This window comes from Devosia sp., assembly GCF_041917035.1.
GTDB lineage: Bacteria > Pseudomonadota > Alphaproteobacteria > Rhizobiales > Devosiaceae > Devosia_A.
Genome location: NZ_JAYRYM010000006.1, coordinates 16,260 through 33,763, shown reverse-complemented (window position 1 = coordinate 33,763; position 17,504 = coordinate 16,260). Strand labels below are relative to the sequence as shown.

The window sequence follows — 17,504 nt, the reverse complement described above, 5'->3', positions numbered from 1 at the left end:
GATATGTAGCACACCAGCAAGGCGTCTTGCATGACACAGTTCAACGATAGCCAACCGATCTTCCTCCAGATCAGCCAGAGGATTGCAGAAATGATACTCAACCAGGCCGCCCGGGAGGGCGAGGCACTCCCCTCCGTGCGGCAGATTTCCGCCGACCTGTCGGTCAATCCGCTGACTGTCACCCGGGCCTACCAGTCGCTGGTCGACCTGGGCGTGGTCGAGTCCCGCCGCGGCATGGGCATGTTCGTGCAGCAGGGCGCCCGGGAGCGGCTGCTCGCCCACGAGCGCGACAAGTTCCTCACCGAGGAATGGCCGCGCATCCGCGCCCGCATCTCGGCGCTCGAACTCGATCCCCAGCAACTCCTCGCCAAGGGCGGTAGCGATGAATGATCTGGCTCAATCCACGGCTGCTCCGATCGTCACGGCGCGCGGCCTCCGCAAGCGCTTCGGCAATGCCGAAATCCTCCACGGGCTCGATTTCGATATCCCGCCAGGCCGCATCTACGGCCTGGTCGGCCACAACGGCGCCGGCAAGACCACCACGCTGAACGCCATTCTCGGCCTCACCTCCTACGAGGGCACCGTGCGCGTTCTCGGCGAGGATCCGTTCGAGAAGCGCGCCCGCCTGATGCAGAACGTCGCCTTCATCTCCGATGTGGCGAGCCTGCCGCGCTTCCTCAGGGTGCGCGAGCTGTTCGCGCTGCTCACCAACATCCATCCCAACTTCAGCCAGGAGAAGGCCCGCGGTTTTCTCGAGGGCACCGACGTCAAGATGGACGCGCGGATCAAGAACCTCTCCAAGGGCATGATCGCCCAGCTGCACCTCGCCGTGGTCATGGCGATCGATGCTAGGCTCCTCGTTCTCGACGAGCCGACGCTCGGCCTCGACATCACCTACCGCAAGCGCTTCTACCGGCGCCTGCTGGAAGACTACATGACCGAGGAGCGGACCCTGCTCATCACCACCCATCAGGTGGACGAGATCGAGTTCATGCTCAGCGACATCATGTTCATCCGCGAGGGCGAACTGATCCTGCACATGCAGATGGAGACGGTCTCGACCCGTTATACCCAGCTGATCGTCGATCCGGCCCATGCTGCCCAGGCTCGCGCGCTCGGCCCGATCTACGAAGAGACCCGCTTCGGCCAGACGGCCATGGTGTTCGACGGCGTCGATCGCGAACGGCTCGCCATCCTCGGCACCGTTTCCACCCCGACGCTCTCCGACCTCTTCGTCGCCCTCATGCAACGCGGTGAGAAATGAAAACCCTGACGGCCCTCATTCGCCGCGAGTATCTGGAGCACCGGGGAGCCTTCCTCTACGCTCCGACCCTGATCCTCGTCGTGCTCCTTGTCATCACCGCCTCCGGCGTCGCCTTCGGCCGCTTCCAGCTGGATGAGCGCATGGCCCTCCTGCCGGCGCTCAAGGTCTTCGAGTTCGGTACGCTGGCGCTCAGCGCGCTCTGGGCGTTCTACCTGATGGTGGCGCTGTTCTTCTACTATGCCGATGCGTTCAGCGCCGACCTGCGCAACAATGCCATGCTGTTCTGGAAGTCCATGCCGGTCAGCGATTTCGGCATGATGGCGAGCAAGATGCTGACCGGGCTCAGCCTGTTCCCGCTGCTCATCCTCGCCGCCATGCTGATGACCGCGCTGATCGTCTTCGGCGGCACGACGCTGTCGGCTCTGACCCTGGGAAGCCCGGTGCCGTCGCTCCTCGCCTACCTGTCGAGCCTCGTGCAGATCGGTGGCTTCGTTGTCGTCGCCCTCGCCCTCGCCCTGCTCTGGTACGCCCCGTTCTTCGCCTGGGTGGGGCTGCTCTCGACCCTGTTCCGGCGCTGGTCGATCCCGCTGGCCTTCCTGATCCCGGGCCTCGCCGGTCTCGCCGAGAACCTGCTGTTCCGTAATGCCGGCCCCGAGGGCGGGTATCTGCTGAGCTACCTGCAGCGTCGCATGCAGTTCGGCGACAGCCGCATGGAGGTCGGCGACGGCTTCCTCGCCGCCGGTCCGTTCGACTCCGGCCAGATGCTGGGCCGGCTCGTCTCCAGCATCGACTGGACGCAGTTTGCCGGAGGGCTGATCGTCACCGCGCTGCTGGTCTTTGTCGCAAGCGAGTACCGGCGGCGGTCGGTCGCCAGCTGAATCGTGTTCACCGCTTTCGGGGTTGGCGCTGGCAACGCCAACCCCTTCTGCTAGATAGATTCCCGGAGTGAACGGAGGACTTGGCATGGCGACGACGATCGTCCCGGTGATCCTGGCGGGCGGGCAGGGGACGCGCCTGTGGCCGATGTCGCGCGCGGCGCGGCCCAAGCAGTTCCTGCCGCTGGTCGGCGCCACCTCGCTCTACCAGCGCACCCTCGAGCGGGTCTCCGATCCGGCCCGCTATGCCCCGGCGGTGATCGTCACCAATGCCGAGTACCGCTTCCTCGTCGCCGAGCAGGCAGAGGAGGTGGGCGTTGCCACCTCCGCGGTGCTGCTCGAGCCGGTGGCCCGCAACACCGCCGCCGCCATCGCCGCCGCCGCCCTGTTCGTCGCCGACAGGTTCGGTCGCGATGCCGTCATCCACGTGCTCGCCTCCGATCATGCCGTCGAGGTCGATGACAACTATCGCTGGAGCCTCGAGGTCGCCGCCGCCGCCGCCCGCGCCGGCCGCCTCGTCACCTTCGGCATCGCGCCCGGCGCCCCCGAGACCGGCTACGGCTATATCGAGGCCGGCGCCCCGCGCGAGGGCGGTGCCGTCGAGGTCGCCCGCTTCGTCGAAAAGCCGGATCGGACCCGCGCCGCCGAGATGCTGGCGAAGGGCGGCTACTACTGGAATTCGGGCACCTTCATGCTCGGCGTCGACAGTTTCCTCGCCGAAGTCGGCCGCCTCGCCCCCGAGACGCTCGCCGCCGCCTCCACCGCGGTCGAGGCCGCACGAGCGGACCTCGACTTCATCCGTCTCGATGTCGAGGGCTTCTCGAGGGCCCCCAATATCTCGGTCGACTACGCCATCTTCGAGAAGTCCGATCGCGTCGTCATGGTCCCGGTCAGCTACGCCTGGTCGGACCTCGGCTCCTGGGACGCCGTCTGGAAGGCCTCGCCGCGCGATGCCGGCGGCAATGTCAGCCGCGGCGACGCCACGCTCTCCAACACCACCAACAGCCTCGTCGTCACCGAGAAGGCGCATGTCGCCGTCGAGGGCCTCGACGATGTCGCCGTCATCGCTTCGGAAGACGCCATCTATGTCGGGCGCCTGTCGGACGCCCAGAAAGTCGGCCCGATGGTCAAGGCGCTGCGGGCCAATCCGCAGACCACCGGCCTCACCGAAATCCATCGCACCGCCTACCGGCCGTGGGGCGGCTACTCCTCGATCCTGAGCGGCGACCGCTTCCAGGTGAAGCGGCTGTTCGTCAAGCCGGGCAAGAAGCTCAGCCTGCAGAAGCACCACCATCGGGCCGAGCACTGGATCGTCGTCACCGGCACCGCCGAGGTGACCATCGATGGCACCGTGACCATGCTCACCGAGAACCAGTCGATCTACCTGCCGCTCGGTTGCGTGCACCGGCTCGCCAACCCGGGCAAGATCACCCTCGAACTGATCGAGGTGCAGACCGGCTCCTACCTCGGCGAGGACGACATCATCCGCATCGAGGACGAGTTCGGGCGGGCCTGAGGGCCGGACTGCCGCGGGCGGGGCCCGGTTCCCGAACCGGCATTGTCGCACATTGTCGAACGATCCCTTCGCTGCTTCGCCCCGGCCGGAGCCATGTTCGCGCGCCGCGTTCGGCCCTATATGAACTGCACCGCAGGGCCGCAGCGCCTCGCCGAAAGGACACCATGATCACCGTCGAATCGCAGCGCGCCGTCCGCTCCGCCCCCATGCTTCCGGTCGCCACCCGCCTCGGTGCCGTCCGCATCGCGGTCACCGACCGGAACAGGGCCCTGGCCATCTGGCGCGACGTGGTCGGGCTCGAGCTGCTCGCCGAGGATGCCGAGGCGTTGCACCTGGGGGTCGGCACCGACGAACTGATCACGCTCGAACTCGGGGCCGCCCATCCGGTGCTCGACCGGAGCCTGGGGCTCTACCACGTCGCCATCCATGTCCCCACCCGTGCCGCGCTCGCCCAGATGGTGGTGCGCGCCCTGCAGCGCCGCGTCCGCATCTCGCCCACCGATCACCTGGTGTCCGAGGCGGTCTATCTGTGGGACACCGACAACAACGGCATCGAGATCACCTTCGAGACGCCCGGGCGCGGTACGATCGGCGACGGCGAGGACGGCTTCTACGTCCGCACCCGCGACGGCACGCCCCATTCCGGCCGCGAGGCAATCGACCTCGACGACCTGCTCGGCGAACTCGGCGAGGCGCCTGTGCTCGAGCCCACGGTTCGGCCCGGCACGCGCATCGGTCACATCCACCTGCACGTCAACGACCTCGACCAGGCGATGCGCTACTATCGCGACGGCATCGGCTATGGCGGGCTGTTCATCATGCGCCGCTTCGGCATGGGCGATCTCGGGCTCGACTATCCGCCGCACACCATTGCCTTCAACATCTGGTCCGGCCCCAGCGCCACCCAGCAGCCGCCCGGTCATGCCGGCCTGCGCCACTTCCACGTCGTCGTTCCCGATGCCGCGACCCTCGAGCAGGTCCGCACCCGACTGCGCGCCATCGGCGCCGAAGCGACCGACGACAACGAGGGTCTGCGGTCCCGCGATCCCGCCGGCAATCTCGTGCGGATCGTCCTCGGCTGAGGCCCGTCAGCCTGCCCGGTCCCAGCCCTGGCGCATCAGCGTGAAGCCCTTCTCGTAGACGTCGGATTCGGCGGCAAACAGCGGGCGCCAGATCTTGGTGGCCGCCGCGAGGTCGGGCAGGGCGGAGCCGAAGGCTTCGATGGTCATCCAGCCATCGTAGCCGCACCGCTTGAGCGCGGTGAACACCGAGCCGAAGTCGATGTGGCCGGCGCCCGGAACGCCGCGGTTGTTCTCCGAGATGTGCACATGGGCGATCTGCTCGATCGTCTCGGGGATCACCGCGGTGATCGAGTTCTCCTCGATATTGAAGTGGAACGTATCGTAGAGATAGCCGTAATTGGGCGCACCGACGCGCCGCACCAGGTCCGCCGCCTGCGCCGCGCTGTTGAGGAAGTAGCACTCGAACCGGTTCAGCGGCTCGACGGCCAGGGTGATGCCGAACCTGGCGGCATACTCGGCCGCCGCCCGGTGCACCTCGACGCAGCGGGAGATCTCGTCGCCGGTCGGTCCCCGGCCCGAGAACTCGCCCAGCGGCTGGTGGAAGGGGCCGGCGCAGATGTCGCCACCCAGCGCCGCCGTGCAGTCGATCAGCCAGCGGATGTGGGCGAGTGCCGCATCGCGGGCTGCCTTGTCGGGCGAAAGTGCATTGCCGCCGGCCATCACGCCGATGCCGCTGACCCCCAGTCCCGCTTCCGCGAGCCGCCGTCCGAGCCGCTCATAGTGGCCGACATCGCCCTCGAACAGCGGGATTTCGACGCCGTCATAGCCGGTGGCCTTGAGCTGCTCGACGATGGGCCAGTGCGCGTCGGTGACGTGGGTGGTCCAGAGCAGGAGGTTGAAGCCGAGTTTCATGTCTGTTGTCCCGTTTGCCTGGCAACCCCTCTCCCCGCCCCCCCCGGAGGGGCGAGGGGCGAGGGGCGATTGAGCCGCTACTGCAGAATCCCGCTGTCAGCGCCGGCCGAGCCACAAGTGTCCCCTCGCCCCTCCGGGGAGAGGGCTAGGGTGAGGGGCGCCCCACGCACCACCGTTACACGTTCACCCACTGTCCCGACTTGCCCGAGGCGATGATCGCGTCGCAGACCCGGTTGGTCTCGAGCGCGTCGCGGAAGCTCGGCGCGGCCGGCTTGCCGGTCTTCAGGCCTTCGAGGAAGTCAGCGACCTGGTGGGTGAAGCTGTGCTCGTAGCCGATGATCAGGCCGGGCACCCACCACTTGCCGAGGTAGGGGTGGTCGCCGTCGGTCACGAGGATGTTCGTCCAGCCGCGCAGCTGCCCCTCGACCGAATGGTCGAAGAACTGCACGCGGTTGAGATCGTGCAGGTCCCAGCTCAGCGAGCCCTTCTCGCCATTGATCTCGAGCGTATAGGCCGCCTTGTGGCCGCGTGCGTAGCGGGTGGATTCGAACGTGCCGAGCGAGCCGTTGGCAAAGCGCGTCAGCACCGCGGCAGCATCATCGATGCCCACCGGCTGCGCCTTGCCGGTGAGGGCGTGCTTGCGCTCCTTGATGAAGGTCTCGGTCATCGCCGAGAGCGAGGCGATCGAGCCGTTGATCCAGATCGCCGTATCGAGGCAATGGGCCAGCAGGTCGCCGGTGACGCCGGACCCGGCGGCATCGACATCGAGGCGCCAGGTGGCGGCGCCGCCCTGCGGCACGTCGGGCGAGATCGTCCAGTCCTGCAGGAACTTGGCCCGGTAGTGGAAGATCTTTCCCAGCTTGCCGGAGGCGACGAGGTTCCGGATCAGCATGACGGCGGGGACGCGGCGGTAATTGTACCAGACCATGTTCGGCACGCCGGCCTTTTCCACCGCCTCGACCATGGGCAGGCCCTCGGCCTCGGTGCGGGCCAGCGGCTTTTCGGTCAGCACCATCTTGCCGGCCCTGGCGGCGGCGATGGCTATCTCGGCATGCAGGTCGTTGGGCACGCAGATATCGATCGCATCGATGTCCTTGCGCTCGATCAGAGCGCGCCAGTCGCTCTCGACACTCTCGTAGCCCCACATGTCGGCGAAATGGCGCAGCTTGCTCGCATTGCGCGCCGCGGCGGCCTTCAGCACCGGCCGGTAGCCGGTCTCGAAGAAGTGGCTGACGGACGACCAGGCATTGGAATGGGCGCGGGCCATGAAGCCGTAGCCGACCATGCCGATATTGAGGAGTTTGGTCATTGTTGTTTCCCTGGGCTTTCGTCATCCACCGGGTCACCCCGGCGGAGGCCGGGGCCCATCTTGAGATTGTTCCACGCACTGTGATGGCGGAGACACCTCAGGATGGGTCCCGGCCTTCGCCGGGATGACATCGTGGTGGGGGTGAGAGTGGTACAAACGCGCCGCCTACTCCGTCCAGCCATGCGCCTCGCGGACCTTGAGCATCGCCCCGAGGATCTTGTTCCAGGTCGATTGCTGCTCCATCACCGCATTGGGGAACATGCAGCCGTCCCAGCAGATGTGGCGCATCGTCCGCGTGAGCTTGCCGCTCTCGTCGCGCAGCCAGTAGCCGGCGTGCTTGCTGACGTCGAGCCGGCCGTTCGGGTCGTCGATCTGGCAGTGCCGGCCGGTCTTCTCGTGGTCGCCCGATCCGAAGGTCGTGCCGTCGTTCTGGGCGACATGGAAATCCAGCGTCCAGGGACGCAGCGCATCGGCGACCTTGTGATAGGCCGCATCGAGCGCCGCCTTGTCGGACCACTGGAAGTCGGGCGGCAGGATGCGGTCCTTCTCGGCATTGGCGCCGAGTACGAACAGCATCGAATGCGCCATGTCGGCCTGATAGCCGACCACCCCCGGCATCCCGACCATCTCGAGCAGCTTGACGTTCTCGCGCCACGAATGCATGCCGCCCCAGCAGATCTCGCCTTCGGCGACGATGAACTCGCCATGGTCCTGCGCGATCTTGCCCGCTTCGCGGAAGGTCGCGGCGATCTTCTTGGTGTTGCCCTCGGGGTCCTTGTCCCAGGCTTCGACCCCCACCGAGGAGTCGACCCGGATGCCGCCGCTGGGCCGGATGCCCAGTTCGCGCATCTGCCTGCCGATGGCGCAGGCCTTCCTGACCTGGCTGAGGAAGCGCTTGACGTCGTCGGCATCGCCCATCGCCGAGCCGCCGCCGGCGCCGCCCCAGATCGGCGCGACGAAGGAGCCCACCTTGAGCCCGTATGAGGCGATGTGATCGGTCATCTTGCGCACCGCGCCGGCATCGGAATCGATGTCGAAATGCGGGGCGGTGATGAACAGGTCGATGCCGTCGAACTTCTGCCCGTCCACTTCGGCATTGGCGGTGAGCTTCAGCAGGGTGTCGAGCGCGATGATCGGCTCGGAATCCGGGGAGCCCTTGCCGACGATGCCGGGCCAGGCGGCGTTGTGGAGCTTCGGATAGTTGTTTGCCATGGTCCCCTCCTCCCCGAGGGCTCAGTTTGTTCCGTTGGGCCGGGGCGTGGGATGCCCCCACCCTTGATCCCTCCCCACAAGGGGGAGGGAGACGACTTTGACATCACGCTCCCCGAGGCTCGACTCCATCGCCTCCCTCCCCCTTGTGGGGAGGGAATGAGGGTGGGGGTGGGGAGCCACGGCGCGCATCGTCTCATGCCGCCTTGTGCTTGAGGTTCACGCCGGTCGCCGCATCGAACAGCATCACCTTCTCGGCATTCCAGCCAAAGCGCACCACCTCTTCGAGCCTGATGTCGATGCGTGCCGGCACCGTGGCGCGTACGTGGTGGTCGGCGACCCTGAGGGTCACCACCTTCTCGATCCCGTGGTTCTCGATATCGTGGACATGCGCCTCGACCGGCGCGCCGGCCTCGACATGCACGTCCTCGGGGCGGATGCCGAACGTATAGGCTCCCTCGCCGGCGGCAGCGCCGGCGACCGGCAGCTCGAAGCTGCCCGGGGTGATGACCGCGGCGCCGGCACCCAGCCGGCCCGCCATGAGGTTGATCGCCGGCGAGCCGACGAAGCTCGCGACGAACGTATTGCGCGGGTTCGTGTAGACATCCTGCGGCCGGCCGACCTGGACGATCCTGCCATGGTTGAGCACGGCAATGCGGTCGCCCATCGTCATCGCCTCGACCTGGTCGTGGGTGACGAAGATGAAGGTCGCGCCGAGCCGCATCTGCAGGTCCTTCAACTCGGAGCGCAGCGCCTCGCGCAGCTTGGCGTCGAGCGCCGAGAGCGGCTCGTCCATCAGGAACACCTGCGGTTCGCGCACGATGGCGCGGCCGATCGAGACGCGCTGCATCTCGCCGCCCGACAGCCGGTCGGTCTTTCGTTCGAGCAGATGTCCGATGCGCAGCGTCTTGCTCGCGTACTCGATCCGCTTGTCGATGTCCGCCTCGCTCATCCGGCGGATGCGCGAGCGCAGCGGAAAGCTCAGGTTCTCGCGCACGGTGAGCCGGGGGTAGAGCGAGTACTGCTGCAGCACCAGCGCCACGTCGCGCTCCGCCGGACCCCAGTCGTTGACGTCGGTCTCGTTGATGTAGACGCGGCCTACGGTGGGCTTCTCGAGTCCGGCGATCATCCGCAGCGTGGTGGTCTTGCCGGCGCCGGTCGGGCCCAGCAGGACGAAGAACTCGCCATCGGCGACGTCGAGGTCGAGGTCCTCGACCGCCGCGTGCGTGCCGAACGTCTTGGAGATGTTCTCGAGGCGTATGCGGGCCATGAACCTTCCCTCAGCCGGCGAGGCGAATGTCGAGCGAGGCGCCCGAGCGGGTATCGAAGAAATGCGCCTGCGCCGGGTCGAGGCGGGCAAACACCCTGTCGCCCGCCTTGTCGACGTAGCCCGAGCTGGTGCGGGCCCGGAGCGTGCGCGAGCCGACCCTGAGGTCGACGATGTCGAAGCCGCCGAACGGCTGGATGAGGTGCGCCTCTGCCGGTCGATAGCCGGGCCGCGCCTCGTGGCTCACCAGCACGCCCTCCGGACGGACGCCCAGCGACAGGTCGCCGGCAGCGTGCTTCTGTTCCAGCATGCCGAGCAGTTCGCGCGGCAGTTCGAAGTTCGCGTCCTCGAGGCTGACCTGTGCCAGGCCATCGGCCTCGGAGACCGTCGCGGCAGCGATGTTCATGACCGGCGAGCCGATGAACTGGGCCACGAACAGGTTGGCCGGGTGCAGGTAGACCTCGGTGGGCGTTCCCACCTGCTGCAGCACGCCGTCGTTCATCACCACGATGCGATCGGCGAGCGACATCGCCTCGACCTGGTCGTGCGTGACATAGATCGAGGTCGAGCCGTTCTCGTAGTGGAGCCGCTTCAGTTCGATCCGCATCTGTTCGCGCAGCTTGGCATCGAGCGAACCGATCGGTTCGTCGAGCAGCAGCGCCTTGGGCCGGCGGACAAGGGCCCGTCCGATGGCGACGCGCTGCATGTCGCCGCCCGACAGGGCCGAGGGGCGGGCCCTGAGCAGGTGCGAAATGCCCAGTGAGCGGCCGACGGAGCGCACGGTGCTGTCCACCGCGTCGCGGCTCGTCCCCACCGCCCTGAGCGGAAAGGCGAGGTTCTCGTAGACGGTGAAATGCGGGTAGAGCGCGTAGTTCTGGAACACGAAGGCGATGTCGCGGTCGGCGGCCCTCAGGTTCTGGATCGGCCTTCCGTCGAGCAGGATGTCGCCCGAGTCGATCTCCTCGAGACCGGCAATGGCCCTGAGCGTCGTGGTCTTGCCGCAGCCAGAGGGACCGAGGAAGACGACGAATTCCTTGTCCTTGACCGTCAGGTTCACGTCCCGGATGACGTGGACGGGTCCGAAATGCTTGTCGATGTGCCTGAGTTCGATCTCAGCCATGCCCGCCTCCATGCGCGGCGGGGTTGGCCTCGTCCTCGTCGATCACCGATTTCTCCGGGGGCGGGATATGGACGGCGACGTTGAAGCCGATCAGCCCGATCAGCATGATGGTCACCGAATACTGGTGCAGCACCTCGATCCACGGCTGGCACAGGAAGATGATGCCGAGGATCATCAGCGTCTGCGAGCCGGGTTCGAGGAACGTCTGGTTGAAGACGCGCAGGTTCATTTGCGGATCGCTCCGAAGCTCATGCCGCGCAGCAGGTGGTTGCGCAGCAGGAAGGTGAAGATCGCGACCGGCAGCAGGAACAGGAACGTGCCGGCGGCGATCACCGTCCAGTCGGGCAGGCCCGAGCCGATCTGGCTGGGGATGAAGGGCGGCGCGGTCTGGGCGCGGCGGTTGGTCATGATCAGCGCGAACGCATACTCGTTCCACGCCGTGATGAAGCAGAACACGGCGGTCGCGGCGATGCCGGTGGCCGCCTCGGGGAGCACGATCCGGAAGAAGGCCTGGATGCGCGTGTAGCCGTCGACCAGCGCCGCCTCCTCGTACTCCTTGGGGATCTCGTCGATGAAGCCCTTCATCAGCCAGACCGCGAAGCTGACGTTGAAGGCGGTGTAGAGGATGATCAGGCCCAGGTGGGAGTCGTTGAGCCCCACCGCCCGGTACATCAGGAACATCGGGATGGCGACGACGATGGGCGGCAGCATGCGCGTACTGAGCACGAAGAACAGCAAGTCCGCCTCGCCCTTCACCTTGAAACGCGAAAAGCCGTAGGCGGTGATCGTCCCCATCGACACCGCCAGCACGGTGGAGGTGATGGCGATGATCAGCGAGTTGATGAAGCGGTCGGGATAGCCCGAAAGCTGGATTTCGCCCTTGCCCGAGCGGGTGATGCGCTCGCCGCCGTCGAATACCAGCTTCTCGAACCACGGGGCGTTCTCGTAGTCCACGACCTCCTTGGGTTTGAGCTGCACGCGCTTGGTGAACAGCTTCACGAAGGGCGAGACCTCGGGCTGGAACACGATGGTCGGCGGATTGGTCGTCGCCAGGTTGCGCGGCTTGAACGAGGTCGAGATGATCCAGTAGATCGGCGCCAGCATGATGAAGGTGACGACGACCACCGCGGCAATCGCGATGGTGTTGCCCAGACGCTGGCCGCGGGATGAGACGACGGCCATTTCAGAAGTTCTCCCGCGGGTTCAGCGAAGTCATCGGGGGTATTGGCGCAAGCCGCACCCCCCTCCCGGCCTCCCCCAAACGGGGGGAGGTGTGGACCGGTGTGTGGGGCACGGTCGAGTCAAATGAACCGGCGGGCACCTCCCCCCTTGTGGGGGAGGTTGGGAGGGGGGTGCGCCCCTCCTGGAAGGACAGGTTCATCATCACCGCTCCTTCGCCTTGTTGAGGTACTTGACGTAGACGTTGGTGATGCACAGCACCATGATCAGCACGATGTAGGCCAGCGCGCAGCTCTTGCCCGTCTGCCACTCCTGGAACGCCATCTTGTACAGCCGTATCGACACCACCTCGGTGGTCGGCTGGCCGCTCATCACATAGGCGAGGTCGAAGGTCTTGAAGGCCTCCATGGTGCGGAAGATGATGGCGATCAGCAGGATCGGCGCCACCAGCGGCAGCGTGATGCGAAAGAAGGTGTAGAGGCGTCCCGCGCGGTCGATCGAAGCCGCCTCGTACAGGTGCTTGGGCACCGCCGAGAGGCCGGCGAGCGACAGCAGCATCACGAAGGGCGACCACATCCAGATGTCGGTCAGCGCCACGGCGTAGAGCGCGATGTTGGGATCGCCGAGCCACTCGAGCTTGCCCAGCCCCAGCGTGTGGTTGATGATGCCGAAATTCGGATCGTAGAGCAGTTTCCAGAACAGCCCGACCACGGCCATCGACAGCATCATCGGCAGCAGCAGCAGCGTGGTCACGAGGCCCTTGAGCGGAAAGCTCCGGTTGAGCAGCAGCGCCAGCCCGAATCCGACCACCACCTGGCCCACCACCGAGACGATCACGTACTGCGCCGTGATCGTGAAGTTCGACCAGATATTGGGATCGCTGAGCAGATCCATGTAGTTCTTGAGGCCGACGAAGTTGACCGGGTCCTTCGTCGAGGCGCGGAAATCGGTGAACGAGTAGCCGAGCGAATAGAGCAGCGGGAAGATGTTGAAGACGATCAGGAACAGGATCGTCGGGATGACGAACAGGTTGCGGATGGTCAGGTCGCTCCAGCCGCGGTAGGCGGCCCGCGAACGCGGATCGAGCGTTGTCATCAGGCTGGTCAAGGCGGTCTTCCCCTTGGCGTCTTGGAATGGTCCCACCCCTCATCCGTCTCGGCCTTCGGCCGATCCACCTTCTCCCTCAAGGGGAGAAGGGGGCCCGGCCGAAATGTCCGGGCGGTCGTCCTTCTCCCCTTGAGGGAGAAGGTGCCCGAAGGGCGGATGAGGGGTGGAAAGCCCGGGCCCTGCGGCCCCGGCACGCGTTTCAGCTACATGCCGCGGCCATACTTGGCGAACGTCGCCTTCCAGTCGGCAGCCAGCGCGTCGAGCGTCTCCTGAGAGGTGCCCTCGCCGGCCACGATCGCCGGGTAGATGCGCTGGTTCAACTGGGTCAGCAGTTCGGCATATTCCGGCACCGCCCAGAAGTCCTTCACCTTGAACATGGTCTGGTAGAAGGCCTCGTTGTACGGGGTGGCGTTGCGGAACTCGGCCGATTCAAGCACTGCCGCCGAGCAGGTGTAGCCACCCAGGTCGGCCCAACGCTTCTGGGTCTCGTCCTTGATGAACCACTGCAGGAACTTGAACGCCTCTTCCTTGTTCTGGCTGTACGAGACGATCGAGATACCCTGGCCGCCGAGCGCCGCGTACTGGTCGCCATCCGGGCCTGCCGGGTTGGCGAAGAAGCCCGTGCCGGCGGCATTCGGGTTCGAGGCCTCGTTGATCAGCGCCGGGAAGAAGGCGAAGTAGTTCATCGACATCGCCGCGAGATTCTCGGTGATGGCCTGGTTGTTCTCGACGAAGAAGGTCTTGGCCCAGCCCGGAGGCGTGAAGCTGTAGAGCTTCTTGTAGGCGTCGAGCGCGGCGACGGCCTTGGGCCCGTTGATGATGCCCTCGACCTTGTAGGTCGCCATGTCGCCCAGTTCGCCGCCATAGGAGAACAGGGCGTTCTCGAAGCCCATGGCCATGGCGTCGTAGGAGTTGTCGGTGTAGATCGCCACGCCGTAGCGGTTCTGGTCCGGACGGTGGAAGAACTCGGCGATGTCGGTCAGCTGCTGCCAGTTGGCCGGCGGCGCCAGGTCGTAGCCGTACTTGGCCTTGAAGTTGGCCATCTCGGTCGGATCTTCGAACCAGTCCTTGCGGTAGGCCCAGCCGACCGCGTCGCCCTCGGCGGGGATCGACCAGTACTTGCCGGAATTGCCCGGATACTCGGAATAGAACTTCATGGTCGCCGGAGCCATCAGGTCCAGCACCTTGTTCTCGTTCACGAAGTCGGTGAGATCGACATAGTGGCCGGCGGTCGAGGCGGCGCCCAGCCACTGGCTGTCGCCGACGATCATGTCGTAGGCCGAGCCCTGGGCGTTGAACTCGGTGAAGGCCTTGGTCTGGAAGTCACCCCACGGGGTGGTCTCCACCGTGACCTTGACGCCGGTCTCGGCCTCGTACTCGTTCACCAGTTCCTGCAGGTAGTTGGCCGGATCCCATTCGGCCCAGAAGATGGTCAGTTCCTGCGCGAGCACGGACGTGCTCGACGCCAGCATCAGGCCCATGCCGGCCAGTATGCCCTTGGTGACAGTGCGCATTGTGGTCCTCCCTCTAGCGCTTCGACACAACCGGTTCCCATGGAACCGGCCGAAGCCCCTCCTCCGTGCCGGGGGCATTTCAGCAGCAAACCGGACGCGAGCCCCTCAGCCCATGACCGGCGCGTTCCTCGCAACGCGGGGGCCGCTCCCCCTCTTCCGACGTCGATCCCTGGCGGGGACCGCAGCTGTCGAAGCGGCGCCCAGTCGGCGCCCGTCGCGTCCTTTGTTCTCCGTCGTGACTTGCGTACGTCACGCTAAATTCACCGTTTTGCCACTTGCCGTCAAGCTAACATGCTAGCATTTCGAGAAGTTCTAAGTCGCCAGGGCGGCCTCGTTTCCCGCTTGTTTCCCGCCCGCGGACTCGGCGATCGCCGTCCTCACCAGCGCCGATGCCGTCCAGTTGGCGACATCGCGCATCTCGTCGAACTCCAGTCCCCACAGGTCCTTCAGCACGATCAGCACCTCGAGCCCGTAGACCAGCGACAATGCCTTGGCCAGCCGCTGGTAGCCGAACTCGCCGAGGCTTCCGCGCAGCGGGGCGATCGCCTTCTGCAGCAGGTCGACGCGATGCCCGCGCTTGAACGGCGGCTCGGTCCCCAGCGTTCCGGCCTGGCGTTGCGCCCACTGCTCGAGCGAGAGCTTGAGCGCGGCCTTGAAGGTGGCCTCGAACTCGAGGATGCGCGGCATCGACAAGGCAAACAGGTCCAGCACCCGCGCTTCCGCATCCGCACTGCTCGACGACCAGTCGAGGATCGGCCCGAGGCCCTCGTCGACCACGGCCTGCACCAGCGCGGCCTGGCTGGGAAAGTAGCGGTAGGCGGTGGCGCGGGACACCTCCGCTGCCTCCGCCACGGCGCTGACGGATGGTGTTTCGCCGCGCTGCATCAGCGCTATGGCGGTTTCCAGCATGAGCTTGCGGGTTCGCGCCCGCGCCCCCCGCGGCTCCGCCCCCGTCGCCCCTGCACTTGGTTCTGAGACTTCCATATCGAAATGATACGCACATCTCAAAATGCTTTGCAACGACGGCCTTGCTCTGCTTTGATGGTCGCGAGGGAGGCGCCCGGGCGGCGGCGACGAGCCGCCGGACAAGGGCGCGGGAGGACGGGATGCGGCGCATCTATGTTGTCGGCACCGCCGACACCAAGGGTGAGGAACTGTCGTTTCTCGCCGCGCGGATTCGCGCCGCCGGCGGCACGCCGTGGATCGTCGACGTCGGCATCCGCGAGCCCGCCGCATCGGTTGACGTGTCGGCGGACGAGGTGGCCGCATTCGGCCGGTCCGGCCTGCGCTCCGGCACCGACCGCGGCACCGCGGTCGCCGCCATGGCCGAGGCCTTTGCCGCCTTCGCCGCCAGTCGCGACGACGTCGCCGGAATGATCGGCATCGGCGGCGGCGGTGGCACCTCGATCGTCACCGCCGGCATGCGCAGGCTGCCGATCGGCCTGCCCAAGCTGATGGTGTCCACCCTCGCCTCGGGAGATGTCGCGCCCTATGTCGGGCTGTCCGACATCGTCATGATGCCCTCGATCACCGACATGGCCGGGCTCAACCGCATCAGCCGGGTGATCCTCGAGAACGCCGCGCAGGCGATCACCGCCATGAGCGCTCACCCCCCCGCCATCGCGACCGGACGGCCGGCGATCGGCCTCACCATGTTCGGCGTGACCACCGCGGCAGTGACGCAGATCGTCGAGCAACTCGGCGCGGCGGTGGAGCCGGTCGTCTTCCACGCCACCGGGACCGGCGGCCGGACCATGGAGATGCTGGTCGATTCCGGCCTTCTCGGCGGCGTCATCGACATCACCACCACCGAGGTCGCCGACTACCTCTTCGGCGGCGTGCTGCCGGCCGGGCCGGAGCGGCTCGACTGCATCGCCCGAACCGGCGTCCCCTATGTCGGCTCGGTCGGGGCCTGCGACATGATCAACTTCTGGGCCCGCGACACCGTGCCCGAGCGCTTCGCCGGACGGCTGTTCTACCAGCACAATGCCAATGTGACGCTGATGCGGACGACCCCCGAGGAAAACCGGGCGATCGGCGAGTGGATCGGCGGCAAGCTCAATCTCTGCGAGGGGCCGGTACGCGTGCTGCTTCCGGAGAAGGGAGTCTCGGCGCTCGACATCGCGGGCGGGGCATTCTGGGACCCCGAGGCCGATCGGGCCCTGTTCGAAGCGATCGAGACCACCGTGCAATGGACCGCGCGGCGCCGGCTGATCCGGCTGCCGCACCACATCAACGACCCCGCCTTCGCGGCCGCCGCAGTGGCCGCCTTTCGCGACATCACCGCACAGGAGTGAGCATGGCTGCCATCGCGCGCGCCGAAATCCTCAGGAAATTCCGCGACATGGTGGCGCGCGGCGTGCCGATCGTCGGCGGCGGCGCCGGCACCGGCATCTCCGCCAAGGCGGAGGAGGCGGGCGGGATCGACCTGATCATCATCTACAATTCCGGACGCTATCGCATGGCCGGGCGCGGCTCTGCGGCAGGCCTGCTCGCCTATGGCAATGCCAACGAGATCGTCAGGCAGATGGCGCTCGAGGTATTGCCGGTGGTCAGGCGAACCCCGGTCCTCGCCGGGGTCAACGGCACCGACCCGTTCGTGTTGATGCCGCAATTCCTCGCCGAACTGAAGGCGATGGGGTTTTCCGGCGTGCAGAACTTTCCCACCATCGGGCTGTTCGACGGCGTCATGCGGGTGAGCTTTGAGGAAACCGGCATGGGCTACGGCCTCGAGGTCGACATGATCGCCGAGGCCCACCGGCAGGACCTGCTCACCACGCCCTACGTGTTCAACCCCGATGAGGCCGCGGCGATGACGCGGGCCGGCGCCGACATCATCGTCGCCCACATGGGCGTGACCACCGGCGGCGCCATCGGCGCCCGCGCGGCCAAGTCGCTCGACGCCTGCGCCGGCGAGATCGAGGCCATCGCGGCGGCCGCGCGGGCGGTGCGCGACGACGTGATCGTCCTCTGCCACGGCGGCCCGATCGCCATGCCGGAGGATGCGCGCTTCATCCTCGATCGGGTGCAGGGCTGCCACGGCTTCTACGGCGCCAGTTCCATGGAGCGGCTGCCGGTCGAAGTGGCGATCAAGGCACAGGTGGAGAGCTTCAAGGGGCTGAAGAGGTGAATGGTCAATGGTGAATGGTGAATGGGAGTGCAGCACCCCTCCTGCCATCCACCTTCCACCATTCACCATTGACCATTCAC

General features: G+C 66.5%; 17 protein-coding genes. 7 read left to right on the top strand and 10 right to left on the bottom strand.

All coding sequences use genetic code 11. The annotated features are described in order from the left end of the window. Nucleotides 1-30: 30 nt before the first annotated feature. The 5 genes from ACE3TU_RS01770 to ACE3TU_RS01750 all read left to right on the top strand — a co-directional run bounded on the left by ACE3TU_RS01770 (nt 31) and on the right by ACE3TU_RS01750 (nt 4,737). Nucleotides 31-390, top strand: coding sequence for a GntR family transcriptional regulator (locus tag ACE3TU_RS01770; protein WP_374619424.1), 360 nt, complete (start codon nt 31-33; stop codon nt 388-390). Next, nucleotides 383-1,264 carry an ABC transporter ATP-binding protein gene (locus ACE3TU_RS01765; protein WP_374619422.1) on the top strand — a complete coding sequence of 294 codons (882 nt, stop codon included), beginning with the start codon at nt 383-385 and terminating at the stop codon, nt 1,262-1,264. The genes ACE3TU_RS01770 and ACE3TU_RS01765 overlap by 8 nt, the downstream gene beginning before the upstream one ends. Beyond that, nucleotides 1,261-2,142 (top strand): hypothetical protein, encoded by an 882-nt coding sequence (locus tag ACE3TU_RS01760; protein WP_374619419.1) that lies wholly within the window; start codon nt 1,261-1,263, stop codon nt 2,140-2,142. Before ACE3TU_RS01765 ends, ACE3TU_RS01760 begins: the two co-directional genes overlap by 4 nt. 85 nt (nt 2,143-2,227) lie before the next feature. After that, the gene (locus tag ACE3TU_RS01755) at nt 2,228-3,655 is read left to right on the top strand and encodes a mannose-1-phosphate guanylyltransferase/mannose-6-phosphate isomerase (RefSeq protein WP_374619416.1); all 1,428 of its coding nucleotides are present in this window, start codon (nt 2,228-2,230) and stop codon (nt 3,653-3,655) included. A 164-nt stretch (nt 3,656-3,819) separates the two neighbouring features. Beyond that, nucleotides 3,820-4,737 (top strand): VOC family protein, encoded by a 918-nt coding sequence (locus ACE3TU_RS01750; RefSeq protein ID WP_374619413.1) that lies wholly within the window; start codon nt 3,820-3,822, stop codon nt 4,735-4,737. 6 nt (nt 4,738-4,743) lie between these two features. Here the strand turns inward: ACE3TU_RS01750 and ACE3TU_RS01745 are convergent, their stop codons facing one another. From ACE3TU_RS01745 to ACE3TU_RS01700, 10 genes are all read right to left on the bottom strand, one after another. Further along, complete coding sequence (locus tag ACE3TU_RS01745; RefSeq protein ID WP_374619410.1) at nt 4,744-5,589, bottom strand: sugar phosphate isomerase/epimerase family protein; 846 nt, start codon at nt 5,587-5,589, stop codon at nt 4,744-4,746. Nucleotides 5,590-5,764: 175 nt separating this feature from the next. Continuing rightward, complete coding sequence (locus ACE3TU_RS01740; RefSeq protein WP_374619408.1) at nt 5,765-6,898, bottom strand: Gfo/Idh/MocA family protein; 1,134 nt, start codon at nt 6,896-6,898, stop codon at nt 5,765-5,767. A 165-nt stretch (nt 6,899-7,063) separates the two neighbouring features. After that, complete coding sequence (locus tag ACE3TU_RS01735; RefSeq protein ID WP_374619405.1) at nt 7,064-8,110, bottom strand: TIM barrel protein; 1,047 nt, start codon at nt 8,108-8,110, stop codon at nt 7,064-7,066. A 193-nt stretch (nt 8,111-8,303) separates the two neighbouring features. Further along, entirely contained in the window at nt 8,304-9,377 is a 1,074-nt protein-coding gene (locus ACE3TU_RS01730; protein ID WP_374619402.1) for an ABC transporter ATP-binding protein, read from the bottom strand. A 10-nt stretch (nt 9,378-9,387) separates the two neighbouring features. Then, nucleotides 9,388-10,494 (bottom strand): ABC transporter ATP-binding protein, encoded by a 1,107-nt coding sequence (locus ACE3TU_RS01725; protein ID WP_374619400.1) that lies wholly within the window; start codon nt 10,492-10,494, stop codon nt 9,388-9,390. Further along, complete coding sequence (locus ACE3TU_RS01720; protein WP_374619398.1) at nt 10,487-10,723, bottom strand: hypothetical protein; 237 nt, start codon at nt 10,721-10,723, stop codon at nt 10,487-10,489. The genes ACE3TU_RS01725 and ACE3TU_RS01720 overlap by 8 nt, the downstream gene beginning before the upstream one ends. Then, complete coding sequence (locus ACE3TU_RS01715; RefSeq protein ID WP_374619396.1) at nt 10,720-11,676, bottom strand: carbohydrate ABC transporter permease; 957 nt, start codon at nt 11,674-11,676, stop codon at nt 10,720-10,722. The genes ACE3TU_RS01720 and ACE3TU_RS01715 overlap by 4 nt, the downstream gene beginning before the upstream one ends. Before the next feature lie 201 nt (nt 11,677-11,877). Then, nucleotides 11,878-12,768 (bottom strand): carbohydrate ABC transporter permease, encoded by an 891-nt coding sequence (locus ACE3TU_RS01710; protein WP_374619458.1) that lies wholly within the window; start codon nt 12,766-12,768, stop codon nt 11,878-11,880. A gap of 215 nt (nt 12,769-12,983) precedes the next feature. Further along, nucleotides 12,984-14,294, bottom strand: a complete 1,311-nt coding sequence (locus ACE3TU_RS01705) for an ABC transporter substrate-binding protein (protein ID WP_374619394.1) — start codon at nt 14,292-14,294, stop codon at nt 12,984-12,986. A gap of 312 nt (nt 14,295-14,606) precedes the next feature. Then, a complete protein-coding gene (locus ACE3TU_RS01700) occupies nt 14,607-15,278 on the bottom strand; it encodes a TetR/AcrR family transcriptional regulator (RefSeq protein WP_374619391.1) in 672 nt (223 codons plus the stop codon). A 122-nt stretch (nt 15,279-15,400) separates the two neighbouring features. Between ACE3TU_RS01700 and ACE3TU_RS01695 the strand changes: the two genes are divergently transcribed. Beyond that, nucleotides 15,401-16,591: a Tm-1-like ATP-binding domain-containing protein gene (locus ACE3TU_RS01695; protein WP_374619388.1), complete on the top strand. Its 1,191-nt coding sequence runs from the start codon at nt 15,401-15,403 to the stop codon at nt 16,589-16,591. Nucleotides 16,592-16,593: 2 nt separating this feature from the next. Next, nucleotides 16,594-17,424, top strand: a complete 831-nt coding sequence (locus ACE3TU_RS01690; RefSeq protein WP_374619386.1) for a phosphoenolpyruvate hydrolase family protein — start codon at nt 16,594-16,596, stop codon at nt 17,422-17,424. The last annotated feature ends 80 nt before the right edge of the window (nt 17,425-17,504 follow it).